Source organism: Enterococcus sp. C76, assembly GCF_040886985.1.
Lineage (GTDB): Bacteria > Bacillota > Bacilli > Lactobacillales > Enterococcaceae > Enterococcus_B > Enterococcus_B lactis.
In genome coordinates, this window is record NZ_JBFOEY010000001.1 from 1 (window position 1) to 25,603 (window position 25,603).

The 25,603-nt window shown below is 37.9% G+C and carries 26 protein-coding genes, 1 tRNA gene and 1 riboswitch; of the genes, 23 read left to right on the forward strand and 4 right to left on the reverse strand.

Annotated elements, in window-relative coordinates; translation table 11 throughout:
• Positions 1-121 precede the first annotated feature (121 nt).
• The 7 genes from AB3I00_RS00005 to AB3I00_RS00035 all read left to right on the forward strand — a co-directional run bounded on the left by AB3I00_RS00005 (position 122) and on the right by AB3I00_RS00035 (position 6,757).
• A complete protein-coding gene (locus AB3I00_RS00005) occupies positions 122-376 on the forward strand; it encodes a hypothetical protein (RefSeq protein ID WP_368024555.1) in 255 nt (84 codons plus the stop codon).
• A 397-nt stretch (positions 377-773) separates the two neighbouring features.
• Positions 774-2,075, forward strand: coding sequence for an ISLre2 family transposase (locus AB3I00_RS00010; protein WP_368024556.1), 1,302 nt, complete (start codon positions 774-776; stop codon positions 2,073-2,075).
• Between the two features lie 428 nt (positions 2,076-2,503).
• Positions 2,504-3,124, forward strand: coding sequence for a DNA-directed RNA polymerase subunit delta (gene rpoE, locus AB3I00_RS00015; protein WP_002292825.1), 621 nt, complete (start codon positions 2,504-2,506; stop codon positions 3,122-3,124).
• Positions 3,125-3,389: 265 nt separating this feature from the next.
• Entirely contained in the window at positions 3,390-3,896 is a 507-nt protein-coding gene (locus AB3I00_RS00020) for an RNA polymerase sigma factor (protein WP_002334868.1), read from the forward strand.
• Positions 3,897-3,912: 16 nt separating this feature from the next.
• Positions 3,913-4,812 (forward strand): RsiV family protein, encoded by a 900-nt coding sequence (locus AB3I00_RS00025; protein WP_002314665.1) that lies wholly within the window; start codon positions 3,913-3,915, stop codon positions 4,810-4,812.
• Between the two features lie 89 nt (positions 4,813-4,901).
• Positions 4,902-5,792, forward strand: coding sequence for a polysaccharide deacetylase family protein (locus AB3I00_RS00030; protein WP_368024557.1), 891 nt, complete (start codon positions 4,902-4,904; stop codon positions 5,790-5,792).
• Positions 5,793-6,220: 428 nt separating this feature from the next.
• Entirely contained in the window at positions 6,221-6,757 is a 537-nt protein-coding gene (locus AB3I00_RS00035) for a GNAT family N-acetyltransferase (protein WP_228173583.1), read from the forward strand.
• Between the two features lie 147 nt (positions 6,758-6,904).
• On the opposite strand, the gene AB3I00_RS00040 is transcribed toward AB3I00_RS00035, so the two are convergent.
• Entirely contained in the window at positions 6,905-7,114 is a 210-nt protein-coding gene (locus AB3I00_RS00040; protein WP_368024558.1) for a nitroreductase family protein, read from the reverse strand.
• A gap of 292 nt (positions 7,115-7,406) precedes the next feature.
• On the opposite strand from AB3I00_RS00040, the gene AB3I00_RS00045 reads away from it, so the two are divergent.
• Positions 7,407-7,964 (forward strand): integrase, encoded by a 558-nt coding sequence (locus AB3I00_RS00045; RefSeq protein ID WP_368024559.1) that lies wholly within the window; start codon positions 7,407-7,409, stop codon positions 7,962-7,964.
• A 2-nt stretch (positions 7,965-7,966) separates the two neighbouring features.
• The gene (locus tag AB3I00_RS00050) at positions 7,967-8,110 is read left to right on the forward strand and encodes a hypothetical protein (RefSeq protein ID WP_368024560.1); all 144 of its coding nucleotides are present in this window, start codon (positions 7,967-7,969) and stop codon (positions 8,108-8,110) included.
• 282 nt (positions 8,111-8,392) lie between these two features.
• On the opposite strand, the gene AB3I00_RS00055 is transcribed toward AB3I00_RS00050, so the two are convergent.
• Positions 8,393-8,464: transfer RNA gene (locus tag AB3I00_RS00055), tRNA-Arg, on the reverse strand.
• A gap of 59 nt (positions 8,465-8,523) precedes the next feature.
• Between AB3I00_RS00055 and rpoN the strand changes: the two genes are divergently transcribed.
• The 9 genes from rpoN to AB3I00_RS00100 all read left to right on the forward strand — a co-directional run bounded on the left by rpoN (position 8,524) and on the right by AB3I00_RS00100 (position 18,748).
• The gene (gene rpoN / locus AB3I00_RS00060) at positions 8,524-9,855 is read left to right on the forward strand and encodes an RNA polymerase factor sigma-54 (RefSeq protein WP_368024561.1); all 1,332 of its coding nucleotides are present in this window, start codon (positions 8,524-8,526) and stop codon (positions 9,853-9,855) included.
• Positions 9,856-10,004: 149 nt separating this feature from the next.
• Complete coding sequence (locus AB3I00_RS00065) at positions 10,005-11,096, forward strand: sugar-binding transcriptional regulator (protein ID WP_016628649.1); 1,092 nt, start codon at positions 10,005-10,007, stop codon at positions 11,094-11,096.
• Positions 11,097-11,136: 40 nt separating this feature from the next.
• Complete coding sequence (gap, locus tag AB3I00_RS00070) at positions 11,137-12,138, forward strand: type I glyceraldehyde-3-phosphate dehydrogenase (RefSeq protein WP_002292818.1); 1,002 nt, start codon at positions 11,137-11,139, stop codon at positions 12,136-12,138.
• Between the two features lie 109 nt (positions 12,139-12,247).
• Positions 12,248-13,438: a phosphoglycerate kinase gene (gene pgk, locus AB3I00_RS00075; protein WP_002292817.1), complete on the forward strand. Its 1,191-nt coding sequence runs from the start codon at positions 12,248-12,250 to the stop codon at positions 13,436-13,438.
• A gap of 103 nt (positions 13,439-13,541) precedes the next feature.
• Positions 13,542-14,297, forward strand: coding sequence for a triose-phosphate isomerase (gene tpiA / locus AB3I00_RS00080; protein WP_002292815.1), 756 nt, complete (start codon positions 13,542-13,544; stop codon positions 14,295-14,297).
• 115 nt (positions 14,298-14,412) lie between these two features.
• Positions 14,413-15,711 (forward strand): phosphopyruvate hydratase, encoded by a 1,299-nt coding sequence (gene eno, locus AB3I00_RS00085; RefSeq protein WP_002292812.1) that lies wholly within the window; start codon positions 14,413-14,415, stop codon positions 15,709-15,711.
• A 511-nt stretch (positions 15,712-16,222) separates the two neighbouring features.
• A complete protein-coding gene (locus AB3I00_RS00090; protein WP_368024562.1) occupies positions 16,223-17,023 on the forward strand; it encodes a YiiX/YebB-like N1pC/P60 family cysteine hydrolase in 801 nt (266 codons plus the stop codon).
• Between the two features lie 2 nt (positions 17,024-17,025).
• On the forward strand, positions 17,026-17,388 hold the full coding sequence (locus AB3I00_RS00095; protein ID WP_368024563.1) for a hypothetical protein: 363 nt from the start codon (positions 17,026-17,028) through the stop codon (positions 17,386-17,388).
• A 220-nt stretch (positions 17,389-17,608) separates the two neighbouring features.
• On the forward strand, positions 17,609-18,748 hold the full coding sequence (locus AB3I00_RS00100) for an ArgE/DapE family deacylase (protein WP_368024564.1): 1,140 nt from the start codon (positions 17,609-17,611) through the stop codon (positions 18,746-18,748).
• Between the two features lie 64 nt (positions 18,749-18,812).
• On the opposite strand, the gene AB3I00_RS00105 is transcribed toward AB3I00_RS00100, so the two are convergent.
• Both AB3I00_RS00105 and AB3I00_RS00110 read right to left on the reverse strand, forming a co-directional pair.
• Entirely contained in the window at positions 18,813-19,388 is a 576-nt protein-coding gene (locus AB3I00_RS00105) for an ECF transporter S component (protein ID WP_002292808.1), read from the reverse strand.
• Positions 19,389-19,392: 4 nt separating this feature from the next.
• Positions 19,393-20,367, reverse strand: a complete 975-nt coding sequence (locus AB3I00_RS00110; protein ID WP_368024565.1) for a nucleoside hydrolase — start codon at positions 20,365-20,367, stop codon at positions 19,393-19,395.
• A 23-nt stretch (positions 20,368-20,390) separates the two neighbouring features.
• A riboswitch (PreQ1 riboswitch) is annotated at positions 20,391-20,435 on the reverse strand.
• A 214-nt stretch (positions 20,436-20,649) separates the two neighbouring features.
• Between AB3I00_RS00110 and AB3I00_RS00115 the strand changes: the two genes are divergently transcribed.
• The 5 genes from AB3I00_RS00115 to rnr all read left to right on the forward strand — a co-directional run bounded on the left by AB3I00_RS00115 (position 20,650) and on the right by rnr (position 25,587).
• The gene (locus AB3I00_RS00115) at positions 20,650-21,618 is read left to right on the forward strand and encodes an alpha/beta hydrolase (RefSeq protein ID WP_270341386.1); all 969 of its coding nucleotides are present in this window, start codon (positions 20,650-20,652) and stop codon (positions 21,616-21,618) included.
• A 112-nt stretch (positions 21,619-21,730) separates the two neighbouring features.
• Complete coding sequence (locus AB3I00_RS00120; RefSeq protein WP_002300467.1) at positions 21,731-22,009, forward strand: GNAT family N-acetyltransferase; 279 nt, start codon at positions 21,731-21,733, stop codon at positions 22,007-22,009.
• A 117-nt stretch (positions 22,010-22,126) separates the two neighbouring features.
• On the forward strand, positions 22,127-22,363 hold the full coding sequence (gene secG, locus AB3I00_RS00125) for a preprotein translocase subunit SecG (RefSeq protein ID WP_002292802.1): 237 nt from the start codon (positions 22,127-22,129) through the stop codon (positions 22,361-22,363).
• Positions 22,364-22,465: 102 nt separating this feature from the next.
• A complete protein-coding gene (locus AB3I00_RS00130) occupies positions 22,466-23,221 on the forward strand; it encodes a carboxylesterase (RefSeq protein ID WP_002300470.1) in 756 nt (251 codons plus the stop codon).
• 2 nt (positions 23,222-23,223) lie between these two features.
• A complete protein-coding gene (gene rnr / locus AB3I00_RS00135) occupies positions 23,224-25,587 on the forward strand; it encodes a ribonuclease R (protein WP_368024566.1) in 2,364 nt (787 codons plus the stop codon).
• The last annotated feature ends 16 nt before the right edge of the window (positions 25,588-25,603 follow it).

A 25,603-nucleotide genomic window follows, 5' to 3' on the forward strand; every position in this document is an offset into this window, starting at 1 on the left:
GAAAATACCTATGGAAAATACCTATGGAAAATACCTATGGAAAATACCTATGAAAAAATTATTCTTGTTAAAACTTGAATATATTGATTAAAATAATATTACGGGGAAAGGAAAATAAATGATGAATCACTTTGAAGCTATTCAACAAAAAGTTGTTACGAAAAAGCAAGAAACAGCCAAAAACATTGTTCAACCGTCTAATGTTATAAAAAAAATGGCGTACCAAGAAAAAGAACGAAAAGAAGATTTTATGTTTTCTTTGTATCCTTCTGATCGTGAGAAATTAAATGAACTAGCAATACAAGCTGGTTACGTCACTCAACAAGGTCGTCCAAACGCTTCCGCATTTTTAACAGCGTTGATTCGGCAGTTATGACAGATAAGAGAAGTTTTTTGTATCTGTGTATGGAACAGATGGTAGTATACCAAGGAATCGAGGTAGAAAGTAAACAAGCGTGTGACAAATGAAATATTTTTAAAACATATAAACGAAGTTTTGACACAGTCTGAGTTGTCTCAAATCGAGCGCAAACAATTAGAATACCTATTGAAAACACTACTTATGAACTATACACCAGAAGAATTCGCGCAATTATTACTTAGAATCATTGAAACAATGCACAAAAAATAATGCCAGATTTATTTTACCTGGCACGTACATAATCAACGAAAATAGAAAGGATAAGAACGACAACATGTTTGCTGCTTTTTTGCCAGACTTACAAAATATATTTTTTTCAGAAACAGATTTTATTGTAAAGGAGAAGCAATTATTGCAACTTAGTACAAGGTTAATGAATTATCTATTTAATCGATATATCAAAATGTATGAATCTGAACTGCTTCGAAAATATCAAGCAAAAGGATATGAACTTGGAAAATGTTCTGAACGCAGTGTTTACTTTTTATTTGGAGAACTTACTTACACACGTACACCAGTTGAGAGAAATGGCCATATTGTTTATCCTATCGACGAGTTATTAGGAATTGAACGCTATACAAGATACTCAGTGGGAACAAAATATTCACTTATAGAGTTAAGTATGGCAACTTCTTACCGAAAATCTTCAGAATTGATTGAAACTTTAACGAATATAACTGCCTCAAAAGATACTGTAATGAAAGTAGTTCATGAATACGGGAAGAAATACAAAGAGCATGAAAGCTATCTTGAAGAATATGGGACAGAAGGTACTCATAAAGTTGACTACCTCTATATTGAAGGAGATGGTGTATTTGTTGGTGGCAAAGATGGAAAAAACAAAGAACTGGCGCATTTCATTGTTCATGAAGGAATAGAAACAAATGGACAACGAAAAAAAACTAAGAATTTGAAACAATTTGTTGGCTTAGGACATAAGAAAACAATGGATAATTTAGAAAACTATTTGTATCGTACTTATAATTTGAAAAACACCGTCATTGTGACTAATTCAGATGGCGGAAAAGGTTATAGCCAAAAGACGTTTAAAAGTCTTTTGCCCGTGGTGAAAAGGCATGAACACTTTTTGGATCGTTACCATATTTCGTTAAAGCTGGAACAACGTGTCTTTGTTCCAGAACTAATTCCTGTATTTCAAAAAGCAATTAATAATTATTCTACTAAAGACTTGCAATGTGCATTAGATACATTAGAATCACATGCAGAGACAGAAGAACAAGAAACTCATGTCAAAAAGTTAAGAGCGTATTTACGAAGGAATTGGAAAATTATTAAGCCATATCATATTCGAGAGCTATCTGGAGAAAAACAAGGAATTGGAATTATGGAGAGTCTTCATCGGATCTTAACTTTCCGGATGAAACGAAATAGTAAATACTGGGGAAGAGGGCTAGAAGCAATGGCATGGTTATTGACCACGAAGCGAAATGGAACATTGAAAGAAATCTTTTTGGAAAAGTGGAAAGAAGCATTTGCCTTAGATGATCAATTAGTAGCAGAGCTAGGAAATCGTCCTAATCACTTTTTTGATGATGAAGGGGAAAAAGTAGACAGTGTAAAAAACTATACAATTAATTATTCAAAACCGTCCAATCTCACTAAACAGCGATTGGACTGGTGTAAAGGCAAATAAAAAAAGCCCCTTTGTAAAGAACACAAAGAGCTAGATAGACTAATTGTGTACTGGGATTAGTCTAAAACTTATTTTAATTTTATCAAAATAAGTTTACCCTGTTTTTTTATTTTTTACAAGAATTAATGGAGAGTATTTTCATATTAAAATAAACAATTTACGAAAAATTTTTTGTGACTTAATTCTTGAAAAAATAGCTAGATGTGTTAAAGTAAGGGGGAAGAAAACAACAAAAACGATACAAAAAATAAATAAAATAACACTTAACACAAAGCGCATGCGCGGAGGTGTTTTAATCTTATTTTAATTTTATCAAGAGAAAAGAGCTTCTCGGAAAATTACAGACACATACAATATAAAAGAAAAGTTTGATTTTTTGTGTCTGATTTTGTATGATAAGGAGTAGACTGTGAAAGGACGTGTCCTGATTGGAAATTAGTGTATTTGAAGGTGCAAACAAAAGCGAATTATCAATGATCGAAGTAGCACACGCGATCTTAGAACAACGTGGCGATGTCATGGATTTTTCTGATTTAGCCAACCAAATCCAAAACTATCTTGGCAAATCAGATAGTGAAATTCGTGATTCACTCGCACAATTTTATACTGACTTGAATATTGACGGCAGCTTTATCTCATTAGGGGATAATCGTTGGGGTTTGCGTTCATGGTATGCTATCGATTCGATCGATGAAGAAGTAAACCATGGAATGGACGAAGAGGATGAAGATACTCCGCGTCGCCGTAAACGCAAGAAAGTCAACGCCTTTATCAATGATGATGAAGACGCGATCGATTACAATGACGATGACCCAGAAGATACAGATCTGACAGAAGAAGACGACGATGATCTGTTTGATGACGATGATGATGAAGATGAAGAAATCGCTGCTTATAATTCTGACTTGCAAGAAATTGGAGCAGATGACCCAACAGATGATGAAGAAGACTTGCCTGGGAATATCGAAGAAGATTTAAGTATCATAGACGAAGACGATGATGATGAAGACTATGAAGAGGAAGAATTTTCTGACTCTGAAAAAGAATAAACATCATTTACTGTAGAGGCTGTGACGGAAGTGGCCAACTTCAAGAAATTTCCACTTATTTCCGAAGAAGCTACTTCTAGAACACCGTGTATCAGAGGTTGCAACAGAGACGTTGAAGCTATCAGAATAAGAAGGTGTGACATGATTTTTGTCACACCTTCTTTTTTGTATATAAAAATTCAAAGTAAATACATAAAAAATAAAATAATTGAAACTTTTAGCGTACCTTGTACGTCATATTAAGTGAGGCGGAAAGGAGTGGAGAATGATTTTTACTGGATATAAGAAAAAACGGCAGATTGAAAAATACCGTCACCTGCTGAATGGACTCATCGAAACTGATTATCAAAAAATGTTCCGTATCACGATGAATTACGTACATGATAAAGAAGAGGCCTTAGATGTGATGCAAGATAGTTTCCATAAAGCACTGAAGTATTTTGAAAAAGAAAAAGAAATCGAGCATTTTAATGCATGGTTTTACCGGATATTGATCCGCACGGCATTAGATAGTTGGCGCAAACAAAAAAGGACACCTGTTGACTTATTTGAAATTCAAGATATCCCGCAGCAATTACCTTTAGAAACTTCCGTTGCAGAACTCCATATGATTTTAGATAAAATAGACAGTCCGGAAAAAGAGATTCTGATCCTTTACTTTTTTGAAGGATTTCGTTTGAAAGAAATTGCGACTATCTTAGATATGAACGAAAACACAGTTAAAACAAAAATGTATCGTTCACTGAATGTTTTACGTCAAATCCTAGAATGAAGGAGAGAAGACCGCTATGTATTCCCAAAAAGAAAAGTTAAAAAAACTAAAGAAAACTTATAAAGAACAAGAAATTCCAAAAGGGCTTCAAGAGGAGATCCGTCAGCGTTTTCTTATCGAAGAGCAATCATTCATAAAAGCAAGACGGAGAAAGAGACGCCTCCAAGGGTTTGGAGTATCTTTGGCTATCGTGATGATTACAACAAGTAGTCTCCTTTTTAATAGTCAAGTTCGAAGCTTTGCAGAAGACTTGCCCATTTTAGGATCAGTCATTGAATTGATCTTAGGCGAACGTTTTACTGATCAATCTGAAAAAATCGATATTCAAGTACCGAAGATCCATACTCAAAATGAGAAAGAAAACAAAACGATTCATGGATTAAACCAAAAATACTTTCACGAAGGACAAGCAGATTTCAAAAAAGCTGAAAAAGAATATGGAAATCTTGAAACGGATCATTACCAAGTTCTGGGTGATTATCAGAAAATCGTAGACGATGACCGGTTTCTTGTGATCGAAAGACAGATTACCCAAACAGCAGCGGATAGCCACGTTGAAAAAAGATACGACACAATCGACAAGAAAAACAGTGTCCAGCTCTCACTTCCGCTGTTATTCAAAGATGACACCTATCTATCTGTTTTGACAAAAGAAGTCAAGCGGCAAATGGCCGAACAAGTCAAGGAAGATCCGTCTAAGTACTATTGGACTGAACAAGATATTCAAGAAGGAACGATAGAAAAACCAACACTTGTTACACCAACACGAAGTTTTTATTTGAATAAAGAACATCAATTAGTTCTGACTTTTTCTCAATATGAAATTGCTCCTGGTTATATGGGAACACCAGAATTTGTCATTCCGAAGTCCGTGACAAAAACGATTTTGGCATCGGAAGATTATTTGGATCATTAGGCGAGAAGTAGTTGCGACTAGCAGTTTCAATTTTTACAGTTATTTTCAAGTAAGTAATTAAGAAGAGAAAAAGAGAAAGAAGAGATATAGTGAAAAGAAATTATTTAGTTATCAGTATCATTGCTTTATCCGTGCTTTTATTTTTCGAAGTCACTTCGGTCGCCTCCTTGATCAGCGAAGAGAAAGGACAAGTAACTTCATCGGAGCACTCATCACAATCTTTCAATCAATCAGAACAATCAACGAATAAAAACAAGTCGACTGAAACAGCTAGCGTCAATGAATCCACTCAAGAATCAGTGAAATCAACACAAAGTCAATCAACTGAACCAGAACCAACACAAGAAAGTACAGAAACTGTCCAAGAGCCGACTGTCAAAAGTATTGCCATCAGTTTTGATGATGGACCAGGAGCGACCACAACACCACAGCTGTTGCAAATACTTAAAGAAAAAAACGTGCATGCTACTTTTTTTGTTTTAGGAGAAAATACGGCGCAACATCCTGAAATTGTGAAGCAGACAGCAGAAGCAGGACACGAGATTGGCAATCACACATATGATCATCAGGATCTGGCGACGCTTTCTGCCCAGTCGATTACGGAGGAAGTGACAAAAACAGACACTGAGATCAAAAAAGCCACTGGTAAAACCCCCACTTTCGTTCGTCCGCCCTATGGTTCGATCACAAGTGTAGGAGCAAGTGTTATCCAGCGGCCAATCATCGAATGGTCGGTTGATTCAGAAGATTGGAAGACAAGAAATCCTGATTTGATTTTACAGAAGATCCAAGCAACAGTATACGATGGTGCAATTATTTTATTCCATGATATTTATCCTGAAACGATTCGTGCCGTTCCTCAAGTGATCGATTATCTGCAAGAGCAAGGGTATCGCATCACGACAGTGGGGGATTTATTAGGGCATCCAACGACTGTCGAGAACTATTATGGCAGAAACGATCATCGGCCAGTCCAGTAAGTGAAAACAAGTATACTTATAATAAAAAACTGTCCGCCAATTTTTTTGGTGGACAGTTTTCACTTGAAAAATAAAGAAGCAAACATTCGGAAGTTATGCTAAAATGGCAATAGAACGCGTCCTGAGGGAATCGAACCCCCGTCTCAAGAACCGTAGTGTTATTTTATAAATTTTTAAGATGTTTTATTATTGGTTAATTAGCCTTTTGTCTAATAGTTACTATTTTAAATTGTAATGTATTTGAATAGATTTTAGACTGAATGTATCTATAAATGTACCTATTAAGCGGAGTTCAAAATTCTATTTTTTATGTTGTTTAGTCTACCAATATAAATTGTTACTTCTCTTATCTTAGCGATTTATATTCGGGGTTACATAAGAAGAAATTCTTTTTGAATAGACAAAGTTAAATGAGAGGTAGTGTGGTAATGAGAGAAATGGAAACGGCAAGATTATATCTTAGAAGTTGGAAATTAACTGATAGCTCAAGTCTTTTCAAATATGCCTCTGATCCTGAGGTTGGTCCAAGGGTCGGATGGAGTCCTCATACTAGTATCGATGAAAGTGAGAAAATTATCCAATCAGTATTATTAAATAAAAATAATTATGCAATTTGTAAAAAAGAAGAAAATAGTATTATCGGTAGTATCGGTTTTGATGAATGTGAAACGGTGAAAGGAAAATCAGAGGCAACCATAGGCTATTGGATAGCACGACCATTTTGGGGATTGGGATTTGGTTCAGAAGCTCTTGAACAGATCGTCTGGTATTGTTTTGAAGAAAAAAAATTTGAAAGTCTATGGTGTGAAATATTTGAAGATAACTATCGATCAATAAAAGTTGTTGAAAGGCTTGAGTTTGAGCTCATCTATACAAAACCCTCTGTTTATGTTGAAGCTATAGATCTTTCTAAAAACTTGCTATGTTATAGATTAAAAAAATCGCAAAAAGAGGGCATGGATTAATTCAATGCCCTCTTTTTTGAGATTACTTCATTGCACTTGCACAAGACTGAACAGATTTTTTCTCAAACTTAGGCTTTTCATTCTTCATAGTTGCTACCTCCTCTCAAATTTCCACTGTTGTTGTGAAAATTTTTTTATTATCATCTGCTAATTAATTATGATGTGTAATAAGGCTTCTTCCTCAGCATTGATGTAGGAATCATCTATTACACCCATTGGACAGCAGTGTATCCCTTCATTTAACAGTAATAACTGTAGTATTTGTAAAAAGCAGCCGGATTCAATTAATGCATATCTAGTACCCATATTTCCATATTTTTCTCTATACAAATCTTCTATGGCGAAAATAGAGAGCAAGACTGTCTGACTGTCAACGTCATCATTCTGAAAAAAAATTGGTCAATTTGTTGTAAATAGAGTGTTCGTTTTTTAGATAAATGTGTATATCGTGAAATAGTGAATACATTATTTACTATGGATCGTTGGATAAAACGGGGGTTGCCAAGAACGGTGATTCAAGGAGTCATTCGATTCAATGAAGTGTGTTTAAATCACTAGATGATGAAGCATTTAATCCAGTAATAAAATATGTTAAACTCTAAATATAGAATTTTGAATACTCCGCTTGCTGTTGAGAAAGGAGAAGACTATGGCAATAAATAAACAAGCGAGTGGCAGCTATAAGGTGAATCTTCCATATCCCAAGGAGTTTAGAGAGATAACCGGGATTCAACAAACAAGATATCAAAAAACTTGGAAGAACCTTGAACTGGCTCAAAAAGAAGAGAAGGACGTTAAAGAAAATATAAATAAGGTAATTGTAGAAAAGAATTCACGCTTTTTACAACAAAAGGGAAATATCAAATTTTCTAAATTTTATGAAGATGTGTGGATTGAAAGATATGAAATGGATATGACAGGTAGAACTGATAAAATACCAAGTACTGCAACCTTAGAAAATACTAAGTTTTACTTTCGAGAACACTTGATACCAATTTTTTGTGAGTACAGTTTAAACTATCTTAACAATGAAAAAGAATTAGTATCTCGGCTAATGATGAAAAAAGCTAAAGAATATGCTAGCATTAAAGCTCTGAAAGGCTATTTTCTTCAAATATTTGATACTGCTGAGCAACTCGATTACATTGAGTACAATCGATTAGGAAAACTTTTGAAAAATTTAAGCTCTCCTAAAAAAGAGAGTTAAAGATGAAAAGAGGATTGGACGGTGAGTTTCTTACAGCGGAGGAATTGATTGAATGGATTGAAGCAGCTCAGAATGATCTAAATAATGACAAGATTATATTACAAGATTATGTCTTGTTTATGCTTACAAATGCATTTGGAAGATAGAAAAAGCGAATCTTATGCTTTACAGTGGCAACATATTGATTTCAATAATCGTCGAATTATTTTGACTCAAAGTCAAGATCGATATGGAGTTATTAAAATCTATGTAAATGCTCCAGATTTTGTCGATTCAAGTGTGTATGATAGTTTTGCTTCGGTCCTGGAACATGCAAAGGCAAAGGTATAAGGTAATGTATCTTTTTATGTATCTCGAAAACATAAAAAGACACCTTACATTTTGTAAGGTGTCTGAATCGGTTTTTTATACCAACGATTCTAAACTAACGCGTCCTGAGGGAATCGAACCCCCGTCTCAAGAACCGGAATCTTACGTGATATCCACTACACTAAGGACGCAAGCACTGGGATAATTGTAACTAAACAGATAAAAAATTACAAGGGGATTGGACAAAAAAATGAAATTTGAGCAAAATTTTTCACAAAAACAGCAGCAGACACAGAAACTAGCCATGACGCAACAGTTGCAGCAGTCCATCCAAGTTTTACAATATAACAGTGAAGAGCTGTTGGCATTCGTTGAGAACCAAGCAATGGAAAATCCATTGGTGGAAGTTGTTGAGCCGGAATGGCAGCCAGATTACATAAAAGCTTCTTCACCTTCTTATGAAGGAGAAGAGACAAATTACCTAAATCAGATTCCTGATACAAAAGGGTCTTTATTTGATTCATTGATCGAACAAGTCCATTTGAATTATCGAGATACTTTTTTGAGGAAAATCGTTCTTTATCTTGTAGAATACATCGATTTGAACGGATTTTTGACGATTAGTTTAGAGGAAGCTGGAAAAGAGATCGGAGCGACGCCTATTCAAATGCTCGATGCGTTGACACTGATCCAGCAATTAGAACCAGCTGGAGTAGGTGCACGTAGTTTGCAAGAATGTCTCATGCTTCAAACGGAACGGGATGATTATGCGCCGGAACTAGCTTATATCGTGCTAGAAGAATGTTTTGAGCAATTGGTGGAGCGAAAATGGAAAGAGATTGCGCAGCGTTTTTCTGTTGATTTACACGCTGTTCAGCAAATATTCGACTATTTGCAAACATTGAGCCCAAGTCCTGGACGAATTTTCGACCGTAGTAGCGAATTGTACATTATTCCTGATGTCCGGGTATTAGTGGACGATGAAAATGTACAAGTCATCTCAAACCGAAAAAACCAGCCGAATATCCGATTCCAAGAGACCTACTTCAAGCAAATGTCACAACAAGCAGATAAAGAAACTGAAAATTATTTAAAAGAACGGAAACAGGAATTCGAATGGTTGAAGAAAACGATCCTCCAACGCGGGGATACAATTTTGCGGGTTGCTCAAGTCATTGTTTCTCGACAAAAAGCTTTCTTTATCGACAAGGGGCGGCCAATCAAACCTCTTACGTTAAAGGAAGTTGCGGCTGAGATAGATGTGCATGAATCTACGGTCAGTCGAGCTGTCAACGGGAAATATTTGGAAACAGATTTCGGTGTATTTGAGTTAAAGAAATTTTTCACTGCAAGAATCCCTACTAACGGTGCAGAACAGACAGAAGACCTTTCGGCAGATACTGCGAAGAAAAAGTTGCAGGAATTAGTTGATCAAGAAGACAAAAGCAAGCCGTTGTCGGACCAGAAATTGGTTGAATTGCTGAAAAAAGATGAGATAGCGATCTCAAGGCGAACGGTAGCAAAATACCGTGATTTATTAGGAATCCCAAGTTCATCAAAAAGAAAACGTTATGATAACTGATCATCCAAAAGATCAGAAAAAGTATTTTGCTTTTTCTGATCTTTTTAGTTGAAAAACGAAAGAAAAACTGTTAGACTAACAGTCGTGAGGTTGAGATTTCCCTTTATTGATGTGAAATTTGAAAAGTTAATTTCTTTTTTTTATCGTATATGGGTCGTTTTAAGTCTACATTGGACGTAAAGTGTCCAACTAAGGAGATCGCTATGCTAGATGAAATAAAAATGATTGAATCTGTTGCACCAGATATTATCGAAGTGTTGCAAGAACGCTATAAAATTTTACGAAATATCTATTGGATGCAGCCGATTGGACGTCGAAGTTTATCGGAAAGTATGGGGATAACAGAACGAGTATTGCGAACAGAAACAGACCTTTTGAAAAATCTGAATTTGATCGATACCTCAAAAAGCGGTATGACGCTGACAACTAAGGGCGAAGAAGTTTATCAAAGTCTTGAAAACTTCATGGATCAGCTTTTAGGTACGCATCAAACCGAACAACAGTTGGCAGAATATTTTGGTAATCAGCGCTGTATCGTTGTTTCAGGAAACAGCGAAGAGCAAACCAAAGTGGCTGATGCATTCGGCGAAGCGCTGAGTGAAGCCTTAGACCGACTGCTTCCGGAAGGCGAGAATATCATCGCTGTGATGGGAGGAACCACCATGGCAGTTGTAGCAGAACAATTGTCTAATCTGGAAAATAAAAAACGGCATAACTTGTTTGTCCCTGCAAGAGGCGGGATTGGTGAAGCGATAACTGTACAGGCAAATTCTGTCAGTGCAAGAATGGCTGCTAAAGCAAATGGAAACCACCGTGCACTTTATGTTCCGGAACAATTAAGTCTGGCAACTTACAATTCTTTACTCAATGAGCCATCTATCCAAGAAGTCTTAAACTTGATTAGTGAGGCGAATTGTGTTATTCATAGTATTGGGCGTGCATTACACATGGCAGCACGTCGAAAGATGACTGAAAAAGAATTAGTCATGCTGAAACAAGCAAATGCTGTAGCGGAATCCTTTGGCTACTTTTTCAATGAAAAAGGCGAAGTTGTTTATAAGGTCCCTAGAATCGGTATAGAATTGCAAGATTTGGCGAAAGTCCCGATCATCATGGCGATAGCGGGCGGAAAATCAAAAGCCAAAGCAATTCGAGCTTATATGAAAAATGCACCAAAACAAACGTGGCTCATCACTGATGAAGCTGCTGCAAACGAGATTTTAAAAGGGGTAACCCTTTAAAATAAATATTTTTTTGATTTTCATAAGGAGGAAATCTTAAATGACAGTTAAAGTAGGTATTAATGGTTTTGGACGTATTGGACGTCTAGCATTCCGTCGTATCCAAGATGTAGATGGAATCGAAGTAGTAGCAATCAACGACTTGACAGATGCTAAAATGTTGGCACACTTGTTAAAATACGACACAACTCAAGGACGTTTCAACGGAACAGTTGAAGTTCATGAAGGTTCATTCAACGTAAACGGAAAAGAAGTTAAAGTATTAGCTAACCGCAACCCAGAAGAATTACCATGGGGCGAACTAGGCGTAGATATCGTTCTAGAATGTACTGGTTTCTTCACTTCTAAATCAGCAGCTGAAAAACATTTAACAGCTGGTGCTAAACGCGTTGTTATCTCTGCTCCTGGCGGAAACGATGTTCCAACAATCGTTTATAACACAAACCACGAAACATTAACTGGTAAAGAAACAGTTATCTCAGGTGCTTCATGTACAACTAACTGTTTAGCTCCTATGGCTAAAACATTGAACGACAAATTTGGTGTTGTTGAAGGATTAATGACAACTATCCACGCTTACACAGGTGACCAAATGACTCTAGACGGACCTCATCCTAAAGGTGACTTCCGCCGTGCACGCGCTGCTGCTGCAAACATCGTTCCTAACTCAACAGGTGCTGCTAAAGCTATCGGTTTAGTAATCCCTGAATTGAACGGTAAATTAGACGGAGCTGCTCAACGTGTTCCTGTACCAACAGGTTCATTAACAGAATTAGTAACAGTTCTTGAAAAAGAAGTAACTGTTGACGAAATCAACGCAGCAATGAAAGAAGCTTCAAACGAATCTTACGGATACAACACAGACGAAATCGTTTCTTCAGATATCGTTGGTATGACTTACGGTTCATTATTTGATGCTACACAAACTAAAGTAATGACAGTTGGCGACAAACAATTAGTTAAAACTGTTGCTTGGTACGACAACGAAATGTCATACACTGCACAATTAGTACGTACTTTAGAATACTTCGCTAACTTATAAGATAGACAAACGTACAAGTGTAAATGATAGACATGTACATTTAAAAGCGGGGAAGCAATCGCGCTTCTTCCGCTTTTTTTGATAATAAGTTTATTCAGGAGGAAATAAAATGGCTAAGAAAACAGTGAAAGATATCGATTTAAAAGACAAAAAAGTTCTTGTCCGTGTTGACTTCAATGTTCCTTTGAAAGACGGCGTGATCACTGACGACACTCGTATCAAAGCAGCATTGCCAACAATCAACTACGTTTTAGAACAAGGCGGAAAAGCAATCCTTTTCTCTCACCTTGGACGTGTAAAAACAGAAGAAGATAAAGAAGGAAAATCTTTAGCTCCAGTTGCAAAACGTCTAGGCGAATTATTAGGTAAAGAAGTAACATTCGTACCTGAAACTCGCGGAGAACAATTAGAAGAAGCAATCCGCAACATGAAAGATGGCGACGTTGTCGTATTTGAAAACACACGTTTTGAAGACGTTGACGGTAAAAAAGAAAGCAAAAACGATACAGAGCTAGGTAAATACTGGGCTTCATTAGGTGATGTATTTGTTAACGATGCTTTCGGTACAGCTCACCGTGCGCATGCTTCTAACGTAGGTATCGCTTCAACTGGTATCCCAACAGTTGCTGGATTCTTGATGGAAAAAGAAATCAAGTTCATCGGTGAAGCAGTAGAAGAACCAAAACGCCCAATGATCGCAATCCTTGGTGGCGCAAAAGTTTCTGATAAAATCGGCGTAATCGAAAACTTGATTCCTAAAGCAGACAAAATCTTGATTGGTGGCGGAATGACTTACACATTCTACGAAGCAAAAGGAATCAAGATCGGTAACTCTCTAGTAGAAGCTGACAAAGTAGAACTAGCAAAAGAATTGATCGAAAAAGCAGGCGACAAACTTGTCTTGCCAATCGACAATGTCTGTGCACCAGAATTTTCAAATGATGTAGAAACACAAGTAATCGAAGGAGACATTCCTGACGGTTTGATGGCTTTAGACATCGGCCCAGCATCAGTAAAATTATTTGCTGATACATTACAAGGTGCAAAAACAGTTGTTTGGAACGGACCTATGGGTGTATTTGAAATGAGTAACTTTGCTAAAGGTACAATCGGTGTTTGTGAAGCAATCGCTAACTTAGAAGGCGCAACAACAATCATCGGTGGCGGAGACTCAGCTGCAGCAGCAGAACAATTAGGTTTTGCTGACAAATTCACACACATCTCAACAGGTGGCGGCGCAAGCTTGGAATTGCTTGAAGGTAAAGAATTACCAGGACTAGCAGCAATCAACGATAAATAAACAGCCAAGTTTGCTCTATTCTGACGAGTGATCGATCAAAAGGTGAAGGGAGTTTTCATGACTCCCTAGCCATTTTTCAATAAATTAAGGAGTGTGTTCCTCAATGCGTAAACCTATTATCGCAGGTAACTGGAAAATGAACAAAACTGCATCAGAAGCAAAAGAATTTGCTGAAGCAGTAAAAAACAAAATCCCTTCAAATGACAAGGTTGATTCAGTCATCGGATCTCCTGCATTATTCTTACAAGAATTAATGACATCAGCTGAAGGTACAGAACTAAAAATCTCAGCACAAAACTGCTACTGGGAAAACTCAGGCGCGTTCACTGGTGAAACTTCACCAGCAGCTCTTGCTGATCTAGGTGTTCACTATGTGATCATCGGACATTCAGAACGTCGTGAATATTTCCATGAAACAGACGAAGACATCAATAAAAAAGCAAAAGCTATCTTTGCAAACGGTATGACACCAATCTTATGCTGTGGCGAATCTTTAGAAACATATGAAGCAGGCAAAACTGCTGAATGGATCGAAGGACAAATTACAGCTGGTTTAGCTGACCTTTCAGCTGAACAAGTGTCAAACATGGTGATTGCTTATGAACCAATCTGGGCAATCGGTACTGGTAAATCAGCTGACGCACAAATCGCTGACGAAATTTGTGGTGTTGTACGTCAAACAGTTGAAAAACTTTATGGAAAAGAAGTATCAGAAGCTGTTCGTATCCAATACGGCGGTTCTGTAAAACCAGAAAATATTGCTGAATACATGGCAAAAGAAAATGTTGACGGTGCTTTAGTCGGCGGCGCAAGCTTGCAAGCAGATTCATTCTTGTCATTGTTAGACGCTGTAAAATAATTGGTGAAAATTTGCGAAAAATGCAAGAAATGTTTGCACTAATGAGCAAAATTAACTAAAATCGTATATGAGGGAAATCCCTTAGGAAAAAACAAACTCAAAGGAGAGACAAAACATGTCAATTATTACTGATGTTTACGCTCGCGAGATCTTAGACTCACGTGGTAACCCAACAATCGAAGTAGAAGTATACACAGAAAGCGGAGCTTTTGGCCGCGGAATGGTTCCTTCAGGTGCTTCAACTGGTGAATACGAAGCAGTTGAATTACGTGACGGAGACAAAGCTCGTTATGGCGGTAAAGGTGTAACTAAAGCTGTCGACAACGTAAACAACATCATTGCTGAAGCAATCATTGGCTACGATGTTCGTGACCAAATGGCTATCGACAAAGCTATGATCGCTTTAGACGGAACTCCTAACAAAGGTAAATTAGGTGCGAACGCTATTTTAGGTGTTTCTATCGCTGTTGCACGTGCAGCTGCTGACTACCTAGAAGTACCTTTATACCACTACCTAGGCGGATTCAACACGAAAGTATTGCCAACACCAATGATGAACATCATCAACGGCGGATCACATGCTGATAACTCAATCGACTTCCAAGAATTCATGATTATGCCTGTTGGCGCTCCAACATTCAAAGAAGCTCTACGTATGGGTGCTGAAGTATTCCACGCATTAGCTTCAATCTTGAAAGCTCGCGGATTAGCAACTTCTGTTGGTGACGAAGGTGGATTTGCTCCAAACCTTGGTTCAAACGAAGAAGGTTTCGAAGTAATCATCGAAGCAATCGAAAAAGCTGGCTATGTACCTGGTAAAGACGTTGTTCTTGCTATGGATGCTGCTTCTTCAGAATTCTACGACAAAGAAAAAGGCGTTTACGTACTAGCTGACTCAGGCGAAGGCGAAAAAACAACTGACGAAATGATCAAATTCTACGAAGAATTAGTTTCTAAATATCCAATCATCTCAATCGAAGACGGATTAGACGAAAACGACTGGGACGGATTCAAGAAATTAACTGACGTATTAGGCGACAAAGTTCAATTAGTTGGTGACGACTTGTTCGTAACAAACACTCAAAAATTATCTGAAGGTATCGAAAAAGGAATTGCTAACTCAATCCTTATCAAAGTGAACCAAATCGGTACATTAACAGAAACTTTCGAAGCTATCGAAATGGCTAAAGAAGCTGGCTACACAGCAGTTGTATCTCACCGTTCTGGTGAAACAGAAGATTCAACAATCTCTGATATCGCTGTTGCAACAAACGCTGGTCAAATCAAAACAGGTTCTCTATCACGTACTGACCGTATTGCTAAATACAATCAATTACTACGTATCGAAGACCAACTTGGTGAAGTTGCAGAATACAAAGGTTTGAAATCTTTCTACAACTTGAAAAACAAATAATTCTTTTCTAATGAAGATACATGATCGACCGATTGAAAGATAGACGAGCATGATCACTTAGTTAAGTAATCAGACTCTCTACCTGCTGATTTCAGCAAGTAGAGAGTTTTTTTGTTGTGAAAATCATTTGATGAATAAATCTCTTTTTTAAGAACAGAAAAATCGGGAGAGTACATAAATTATTATAATAACAACTGTTTATTTATATATATCATATAAACCCTATTATATAAATATCCGTATTTATTAAAAATAACTCATAATTTTATTTTTGTAACTGGCTTCTGTATATAATATTTACAAATATCGATACGAGATAATCGTATCGAAAAAAATCAGTTATCAAGAGATAACATCGTTTAGGACCTTTTAAGGATAGAACAATAAGAGAGGAGGAAGCAGTCTTCGTTTCATTCATATCCTTTTACGCTCGGATAGGATGATTCTCTTCAAAAAGGGGATGGCAATCTTCCTCTTTCGATAAAAATCATTTGAACAGGGAGACAGAAAAATGAAAAAATTTTTGAAGATACTGGGTCTTATCGGGTTCATAGGACTTGTTATCGTAGTAACACCCAAAGCGCACGCAGATGAAGTAGAAGAATATTTGACGAGAAATGCCTTACTTGGAGAAGAACTTGATAGATTTGAAGAAAACGAGCAACAGCAAGCCAAATTGAAACGCCTCTCTAAAAACCGTATGGACGAAATCGAGTTAAGAACGAAGTATGAGGAATATAAAGCGTTAGGGGTCTTAGAAGAAGATGTGACCTTTGAGCTTTTTACGCAGTTAGCCACCTCAGAACCTCCAACGGATCCAGTCGCTCCAGAATTTAGAAATGCAAGGACAAAAATGTATTATGGAGATATTTTGATTACGAACGACACTAGTTTTTGGGGAGTCACTGGACATGCTGGGATTTATTTAGGAAGTGTGGGGAAAAATCAGATCCTTTCAATTGAAGGATCAGGAAAACCACCAAAAACAATGAGCGTTCTAGAATGGGAATCAGCTTATGGAAAAAAAGGTACTTGGACGAAAATCTATCGGGTCACAGAACAATATCAACCAAGATTAGCTGCTCGATGGGCATTAGATAATTACGATGGTAAAAATTATAAATATGGGATAACTACAAATATTTTTGGGATGGATCCGACTTACTGTTCTAAAATCGTCTGGCAAGCTTATTGGTATGCTTCGGCTGCTGTGCAGGTAGGAGGAATGTATCAGCCGCTTATTGCTTTGCCATACGATCTTCCTGATTATTTTGATGAAAGAGCGATCCATATCTTAACATGGGAGAATTGATGATGAGAAGGAGGATTTCTAAAAAAAGAAATTACTGTTCTAAGATTTTTATTTCGATATGTTTACTGTTAGGGGGTACATGGCTCTATCAATTTCCAATCAAGAAACATATAGCTACACGAGCACTGTATCAATTATTAGAGGAGGAATACCAATTAACCGATTATGATATTTTTATTTCAAGAGTGGTGAAAGATACGAAAAGTGGTAGAGGCGGTGTCAGTATTTTTTTCATGGTAAGGAATAGTTTGTATGAATATGAGTATGACTACTCTCTTGAAGAAAATAATTGGCTACGTGGTTATTACGTAAGGAGGGGTAATTATAGATCATGTGATACTCTTATTTTCAATGATGAGGAATAAAATGATTTGACTACAGAAGAACAGTTCAACAAAGTAGCTTCTCTTGTTTTTTTACTTGGTTGGATTTACTAGCGTAGAGGCAAGATTTTGAACGCCATTTACTTGGAAAAGGGGAATGTGACGCTGCTTTTGTCACGCCCTTTTTTTCTGTGGCCTCTCTTATTTGAAAATCTAGGCGTACTCCAATACAATAAAAAGAAACGGCAAAGGAGAAGATTAGATGAAAAAAGAAGAAAAAATTGCGATTTTACAAGAGATTATCCGAATAAAATCAGTGAATGGAAACGAAGGCGAAGTAGCAGCTTATTTGAATAAGCTTTTGGAAAAACATGGCATAATAGGAGAACTCGTTTCTTACAGTAATGGTAGAGATAATCTGATTGCTCAATTCCAAAAAGGGCAATCAGGAAAAGTGTTAGGCCTATCTGGTCATATGGATGTCGTGGCGGCGGGGAATGAATCGTCTTGGACCTATGCGCCCTTTGCAGCAGAAATCCATGGGAATCGTTTGTACGGACGTGGGGCTACAGATATGAAGAGTGGCTTGGCGGCAATGGTGATTGCCATGATCGAACTCAAAGAGTCAGGAAAACCATTTAACGGAACAGTCAAATTATTAGCCACTGTCGGAGAAGAAGTGGGTGAATTAGGTGGGGAACAGCTCACGAAAGCTGGTTATGTGGATGACTTAGATGCCTTGATCATCGGAGAGCCAACTAATTACAGTTTGATGTATACACACATGGGATCAATCAACTATACGGTCATCTCGCACGGAAAAGAAGCGCATAGCTCTATGCCAGACCAAGGCTATAATGCGATCAATCATCTAAATGAATTTATTACGAAAGCAGATGCTGAAATGAATCACCTCGCTGAAACAATCGAGAATCCCGTCTTAGGAAAAACAATCCATAATGTCACGTTGATCAGCGGCGGAAATCAAGTAAACAGCATTCCGAGTCACGCGCAGCTTCAAGGGAATATCCGATCGATTCCTGAATATCCAAATGATAAAATCATTGCATTACTGCAATCAATCGTCAAGGAATTGAATCAAGAGACAGACTACCATTTGGAATTGACGATCGATTACAACAAAATACCTGTCAAAGCAGATCCAGATTCTCCTTTGATTCATTGCATTCAGCAACAATTCAGTCAGCCATTACCTTTAGTTGGAGCGGCAGCAACCACAGATGCAGCCGAATTTACAAAAGCTGACCACTCCTTCGATTTTGTCGTCTTTGGGCCTGGTGTCGTTACTTTGCCTCATCAAGTAGATGAGTATGTCGAGCTCGATAATTATTTAGATATGATCGAAAAATATCAAGCCATTATTTTATCCTACTTAGCGTAAGTTTTTTTAATCGATGAAAAACAGAGCCAGATGAGCAACTTTTTGCTCATTTGGCTCTGTTTGTTCATCCTATTTTTCTCTTGGAATATATCAAGCGCTGCGGCAACATAGTGATGACTAATGAAACAACGACGACAGATAGCAGACGGTCAAGGTAGTCTGTGCCTGCCTGTACCAAGATCACACTGATGGTTTGATCGAAACCTAACCCATGTAATAATTGGACGATCATGCTAGACCCTGAGGAAGTGATTCCGCCAAATAACTGAACGGTAATGATCGAAGAGACGATCGTTCCAGGTACAGACAAAATCAAAGCGAGTAATAAGAGTTTCAAACGTTTTTTATCTTTGTCGAGATACCTTGGTAAAATCAATCCAGCCAACAAACCTGTGAGGATTTGGATCGGTGAATAATACAGTGAAAAAATATCTGTAGTCACCCCGCTTAATACACCGCTGGATAGTCCTGTCAACATTCCTGGTATGGGACCAAGTAACGCGCCAGCAAAAATCGTTCCAATAGAGTCTAGATAGATTGGTAAACGAAGCCATAAAGCAATCGTTCCTCCAACATAATTGATCCCAATACACAAAGCCATCATTGTAAGTACGCGAGTTGCCATCTTGTTTTTATTCATTTTGTTAGCCCATCTTTAACCTTTCCAAATCTTTCATAATCGTTTCTTCTTGTGCATTTAAAAGAACGGTTAAAAACTTTTGGAAAAAAAGACAAGTATCTACTTTTATCATAATTTTACTGTTAGTAGGTTTCTGCCAAAATTCATAACGATCAACCAATGTTTGCCCGCGACTTATTCCTTCAGTTTCTACAGCAGTGAAGCTTTTAAAGCCTTCACAGATGGACTCATCGATAAAATAAGCAACAGCTAATGGATCATTGATGACACACCCCAAGATTCTTTCTTGTTTCCAGTGAAAGTCAAAATAAAAACGAGTGATCGCTTTTAGATACTCTCCCTCTTCAGGATTCATTTGACAGCAATATTCAAGGATAGTCGGTGTCAAAACGATTTCTCTTGTCACATCTAACCCAACCATTTCTATCGGTTGTTTGAGCTTCTCGAATACATAAGAAGCTGCTTCAGGATCACACCAGTAATTGTATTCAGCAACTGGTGAACAGTTACCATGGCTTTTGTAAGTTCCGCCCATTGAGACAAAACGATCCATATGTTTCCCAACAGTTGGGTTGATTTTCAAAGCAGAAGCGATATTGGTCAAAGGACCCAAAGCAATGACTGATGTATCTGTTTTTTCTTTGAAATAATCAGCCAGAAAATCAACTGCATGGAGCGGTTCTGCCTGTTTGGCTAAGACCATCGGGAAATTTGTTTCCCCTAATCCATCCATCCCATGAGTGTCTTGCGCACTAATGAAAGGTTGCTTCAAAGGTTTTTCCATTCCTTGATAAACAGGGATATCTAAACGATCACAGCGTTCCAAACATTTCAGCACATTCTGCGTACCGATATCTACAGGGACATTCCCGCAAACGACGGTAATAGCAACTACTTCGATATCAGGGGATTTGACAGCTAGTGATAAAGCTAAAGTGTCGTCGATCCCTGGATCGCAATCAATAATTACTTTTCGCATTATTTCCAATCTCCTTTCTTTAGAGATACTTAGTTTTTTATTCTGGGAAGTTTCCGAACCAGTCCAAGACGAGCGTCTTGTTTATAATGCACGAAATTAGTATACTGGCTTTTATTGTGAATGTAAATGCTCTCTTACAAGTAAATCTATTGAGAAGAACTTTAAGTAAATGATACAATGAAAAAGAAATGGAATTTACGTGTGCCGAAGAAAAAGAATCCTATTGATCGGTATATTGTATAATAAATAGATTATAGTTTGGCAGAAAGCGGCGGGTGTACGATGGTTATTTTTTATTTCATTCTTATTCTGATAATTATAGGAATCAGTTACCATTTTCTTTCTTATTTTTATGCAAAGAAATTAGTAAGAGCGGGGGTACAGAGAGGCTATGACTGGTATGAAGACACTGGGCACCGCTTGATGGATCCTGCTGCAGTCACCTCAGTAGAAAAAAAGCGACAAAAATTAGAAGAAGAATGTGAAAGCTTCTGGGAACAAGGAATACCGAAAACGATCAAAAGTTATGACGGGTTGAAACTAGCTGGACAGATGTTCCTCCAACCAACTCAGCAGAATAAATGGGTCATTTGTGTACATGACTATCGAAGTACAGGGAAAAGAGATATGTCTCATATAGGTAAAAGATATGCAGAGAAAGGATTCAACGTTCTTATACCCGATTTACGTGCGCATGGAGAAAGTGAAGGAGAAATCATCGGAATGGGATGGCTAGACCGACTAGATTTAATTGCATGGATCCAACTCATCTTAGATGAACAACCAGATGCCTCCATTATTTTGCACGGCGGTTCGATGGGCGCTTCTACGATTATGATGGCAAGTGGTGAAAAGCTTCCATCTGCAGTCAAAGGATTTATCTTAGACAGCGGATATGTTTCTGTTTATGCGGAATTTCGGTACATGTTAAGTAAAATCACGGTCTTTCCTAAAAAAATGATCATGAGATATGCGAATCACTATGCTCAGAAATACGCAGGTTATTCTTTAAAGCAAGCATCAGCTACAAGACAGCTTGGTAGTAACCATTTGCCTTTGTTAGTCATCCATAGTGAAAGAGATCATTTTGTTCCTACAGAAGCAGCATACACGATTCAAAACGCTACGGCAGGGGATAAAGCATTACTGCTTGTTCCAGAAGCAGAACATTTGGAAGCATCGATGAAAGATCCGAAAACCTATTGGACAGTGATTTTTTCATTTATTGAACAAAGAATAACGATGGATTGATTTTCTCTTCCTTTTTGTAATCAATACGAGGATAAATAATTGTTTATAGACCATGAGACTGTTAAAATAAGGTAGGAATAAAAAAATATCAGTTATTTGAGGAGTGCGGCATATGGAAATCAAAGAGGAAAAAAATCGTCTTGCTTTATTCAATGATGAGCAACAAGAAATCGGAGAAATGACATGGTCGGATGCGGGGCCAGACATCATGATCATTGACCATACATTTGTCGATCCAGCATATCGTGGTCAAAAATTAGCTGAAAAGCTAGTGTATACTGGAGTAGAACTAGCAAGACGAGAGGGGAAAAAGATTATCCCTTTATGCCCTTACGCAAAAAAAGAGTTTGAGAAGAAACCAGAGTATCATGACGTCTTACGCCAATCATAATAATAACAGCTGAAAGTTTTGCACTTTCAGCTGTTTTTCCATTTATATAGAGTTGTCACGGAGTTTTATCTATGATAAAGTTAAAGAGACGATATCTTTTGGGAAGGAGGCTGCTATATGTATAATTTAATTTTGGGAATCGTGATCGTTTTATCGATTGTTATGGTCATTGCGATTATGATGCAGCCAAGCAAGCAAAATAGTGCAGCGAGTGCATTTACCGGCGGTGCAGATCAACTATTCGGCAAACAAAAAGCTCGCGGCTTTGAAGCTGTCATGCAGCGATCAACTGCAGTCATGGGAGCTGTCTGGATGATCTTATTATTTGTCCTAGCATTTTTATCTTCGAAGTAGTCGAATAAGCCTCTCGCACAACGGCGGGCGGCTTTTTTTATTGCAAAGAGAACGCTTAAGAAGAAGTTATGAAAGAAACTATGGTAAAATGAGGCGAAAGAGGTGAAACGAGTGAAACAATTACCAAAACCCCTTTATGCAAAACATGGAAAACGAGCAGTTTTGCTGCTTCATGCGTACTCAGGAAGTCCAAATGATGTCCGGATGCTCGCACGGTTTTTAGAAAAAGCAGATTATACAGTCTATGCGCCGCTATTTAAAGGACATGGAACGATGGAGCCATATGATATCTTGCAAGAAAAAGCAGAAAGCTGGTGGGCAGATACTAAAAAAGCCATCCATTTTTTACAGTCTGAACAGTTTTCTGATATTGCCGTATTGGGATTATCGATGGGTGGCATCTTTGCTGTACGGGCACTAGAAGAAGAATCAGTAATTGGCGGCGGTTTTTTCTGTTCGCCCCTGTCTCCTGTAGAAACAAACGTGCCTGAAAATTTTGAAAAATATGTACGTCAAGTGCTGAAGATAGCAGGCAAATCAGAAAAAGAAATCAATGAAAAAGCTGTGTCTTACCGCTCGTTAGCTGAACATCAATTAATGGATATACAAGACCAAGCAGCAATCGCAGAAAGTAGACTATCAGATATCCAACAGCCAATATTTTTAGCTCAAGCTGGGAAAGATGAAATGATCGACCCAAATGGTGTATTTGAAACGGCACGCAAATTGAGCCGCCAACGGGTGACACTTCAATGGTATCCTGAAAGCGGTCATGTGATTACAGTTGGCACAGCAAGACGCGAATTAGAAAAAGACGTGTTGGAATTTTTAGAAAAATTACCTTGGAATGAGGAATAAATATGACAAAAGAAACAATAAAAGAGAAAATTCTCTTTTTCATGGAAAGCAGTCGCAAACGTAGTTTTTCTATGGAAGAAATCGCTGAAGCTCTAGGCTTTCAAAAAAGCGATGATTTTAAATTACTAGTACAAACGATTGCTCAAATGGAAAGAGAACAGAGTATCGTTTTCAATAAAAAAGGAAAAGTCAAACTTCCTTTAAAACCGATCTTGGTCGAAGGGACATTTCGGGCAAATGAACGAGGATTTGGATTTGTAACGATTGATCCCGAAGAAGATGATATCTATATCCCGAAAGAAGCGACTGGCTTTGCAATGGATGGGGATACCGTAGCAATTGATATCATGAAGCGAGCGAATACAGATATGGATCGCGGAGCAGAGGGAAAAGTAGTGGAGATTCGAGACCGAGCGACTACTCAGTTAGCCGGAGAATTTGTTGCTTATTCAGACGAAGAGATACAGGAAACGGATCTTTATGGTGTGGTCATCCCGAAAGATAGAAAGCTTAACCAATTCAAAGTGTATGCAGCGGCAGAGGGAGTTCGTCCAGTTGACGGAAGTATTGTACTGGTCGAACTGACCCATTACCCTGAAAAAGGGTATGCGACTAGTTTAGAAGGGATAATCAAGCAAGTGATTGGTCATAAGAATGACCCTGGCATGGATATCCTCTCGATTGTCGTGGCTAACGATATCCCTACAAAATTTCCTGATGATGTGTTGTCTGAGGCAGATGAAGTTCCAGACCAGATCAGCGAAAAGGATATTGTTGGACGCAGAGATTTAAGAGATCAGCTCATTGTTACGATTGATGGAGAAGATGCAAAAGATCTAGATGATGCAGTGACGGTCAAAAAATTAGAAAATGGTAATTATTTTCTTGGAGTACACATTGCAGATGTATCTTACTATGTGACGCAAGGCAGTCAACTGGACAGAGAAGCATACGAAAGAGGAACAAGTGTCTATTTGACCGATCGAGTGATTCCGATGATCCCACAACGTTTATCCAATGGTATCTGTTCATTGAATCCCCATGTTCCACGACTCACCATGAGTTGTGAAATGGAGATCGATCCAAATGGACAAGTTGTCTCTCATGAGATTTTTCCAAGTGTGATCCAAACAACAGAACGGATGACCTACACAGCTGTCAATCAAATCTTAGAAGATCAAGATGAAGAAACGATGCAACGTTATGCTCAGCTCGTGCCTATGTTCCAAGAAATGGGTGAATTGCATCGAATCCTTGAAACGATGCGAATCAAACGTGGAGCGATTTCTTTTGAGGATCGTGAAGCGAAGATCCTTGTTGATGCTGAAGGACACCCAAATGATATCCAGCTAAGAAGCAGAGGGATAGGTGAACGCTTGATCGAATCCTTTATGCTTGCTGCCAACGAAACGGTAGCTGAACATTATAATAAATTAAATCTTCCGTTTATTTATCGAATCCATGAACAGCCAAAAGAAGAAAAAATGCAGCGCTTCTTTGATTTTGCTTCAGCTTTGGGCATTCTGGTACGAGGAACGAAAGGAACGATCACACCGAAAGATTTACAGCATGTGATCGAAGGAGTAGAAGATAAACCAGAAGCTGCAGTTATCAATACTATGTTGCTAAGAAGTATGCAACAAGCACGCTATTCAGAAGACAATTTTGGGCATTATGGCTTAGCAGCAGATTACTACACACATTTTACATCTCCTATTCGACGCTATCCCGATCTGATCGTCCATCGGCTGATCCGCTCCTATAGCCAAGATAAAAGTGAAAGCAATCAAAGTTTATGGGCTGAGGAACTTCCTGAAATCGCGGATCATAGTTCTAAGATGGAGCGTCGCGCAGTAGAAACAGAACGTGAAGTAGATGCGATGAAGAAAGCAGAATTCATGATGGACAAAGTGGGAGAAGAATTCGACGGGATCATCAGCTCTGTTGTGAAATTCGGACTGTTTATCGAACTACCGAATACAGTAGAAGGATTGATCCATATCAATGAATTGAAACAAGACTACTTCCATTTTATTGAAAATCATTTAGCGCTTGTAGGTGAAAGAACTGGTCTGACTTTTAAAATCGGACAAAAAGTGCGCGTAAAAGTAGTCAAAGCTGATCCAGATGAACGAGCAGTGGATTTTGAACTCGTTTCCGCAGAAGAGGTCACTGCGTTGGAACGTCCAAAAGCACGCAATGGAAAATCTGGAAAACGAGAAGGAAAACAAGCAGGCAAACGCTCAGAAAAAAATGGCAAGAAGAACAAACGATATAGTGATAGTAAGCAAACGTTCGGTAAGAAAAAAGGGAAAAAGCCATTTTACAAAGGTGTCAAAAAGAAGAAAAAGAAAAAAATAAAATGAGTTGGAGGAAACAGCT

Bases quoted from the DNA above. Each gene is read 5' to 3' on its own strand.
- AB3I00_RS00005 (WP_368024555.1), top strand. From the start codon at position 122: ATGAATCACTTTGAAGCTATTCAACAAAAAGTTGTTACGAAAAAGCAA.
- AB3I00_RS00020 (WP_002334868.1), top strand. From the start codon at position 3,390: ATGATTTTTACTGGATATAAGAAAAAACGGCAGATTGAAAAATACCGT.
- AB3I00_RS00025 (WP_002314665.1), top strand. From the start codon at position 3,913: ATGTATTCCCAAAAAGAAAAGTTAAAAAAACTAAAGAAAACTTATAAA.
- AB3I00_RS00035 (WP_228173583.1), top strand. From the start codon at position 6,221: ATGAGAGAAATGGAAACGGCAAGATTATATCTTAGAAGTTGGAAATTA.
- AB3I00_RS00045 (WP_368024559.1), top strand. From the start codon at position 7,407: ATGGCAATAAATAAACAAGCGAGTGGCAGCTATAAGGTGAATCTTCCA.
- AB3I00_RS00050 (WP_368024560.1), top strand. From the start codon at position 7,967: ATGAAAAGAGGATTGGACGGTGAGTTTCTTACAGCGGAGGAATTGATT.
- rpoN (WP_368024561.1), top strand. From the start codon at position 8,524: ATGAAATTTGAGCAAAATTTTTCACAAAAACAGCAGCAGACACAGAAA.
- AB3I00_RS00065 (WP_016628649.1), top strand. From the start codon at position 10,005: ATGGGTCGTTTTAAGTCTACATTGGACGTAAAGTGTCCAACTAAGGAG.
- gap (WP_002292818.1), top strand. From the start codon at position 11,137: ATGACAGTTAAAGTAGGTATTAATGGTTTTGGACGTATTGGACGTCTA.
- pgk (WP_002292817.1), top strand. From the start codon at position 12,248: ATGGCTAAGAAAACAGTGAAAGATATCGATTTAAAAGACAAAAAAGTT.
- tpiA (WP_002292815.1), top strand. From the start codon at position 13,542: ATGCGTAAACCTATTATCGCAGGTAACTGGAAAATGAACAAAACTGCA.
- eno (WP_002292812.1), top strand. From the start codon at position 14,413: ATGTCAATTATTACTGATGTTTACGCTCGCGAGATCTTAGACTCACGT.
- AB3I00_RS00090 (WP_368024562.1), top strand. From the start codon at position 16,223: ATGAAAAAATTTTTGAAGATACTGGGTCTTATCGGGTTCATAGGACTT.
- AB3I00_RS00095 (WP_368024563.1), top strand. From the start codon at position 17,026: ATGAGAAGGAGGATTTCTAAAAAAAGAAATTACTGTTCTAAGATTTTT.
- AB3I00_RS00100 (WP_368024564.1), top strand. From the start codon at position 17,609: ATGAAAAAAGAAGAAAAAATTGCGATTTTACAAGAGATTATCCGAATA.
- AB3I00_RS00105 (WP_002292808.1), bottom strand. From the start codon at position 19,388: ATGAATAAAAACAAGATGGCAACTCGCGTACTTACAATGATGGCTTTG.
- AB3I00_RS00110 (WP_368024565.1), bottom strand. From the start codon at position 20,367: ATGCGAAAAGTAATTATTGATTGCGATCCAGGGATCGACGACACTTTA.
- AB3I00_RS00115 (WP_270341386.1), top strand. From the start codon at position 20,650: ATGGTTATTTTTTATTTCATTCTTATTCTGATAATTATAGGAATCAGT.
- AB3I00_RS00120 (WP_002300467.1), top strand. From the start codon at position 21,731: ATGGAAATCAAAGAGGAAAAAAATCGTCTTGCTTTATTCAATGATGAG.
- secG (WP_002292802.1), top strand. From the start codon at position 22,127: ATGTATAATTTAATTTTGGGAATCGTGATCGTTTTATCGATTGTTATG.
- rnr (WP_368024566.1), top strand. From the start codon at position 23,224: ATGACAAAAGAAACAATAAAAGAGAAAATTCTCTTTTTCATGGAAAGC.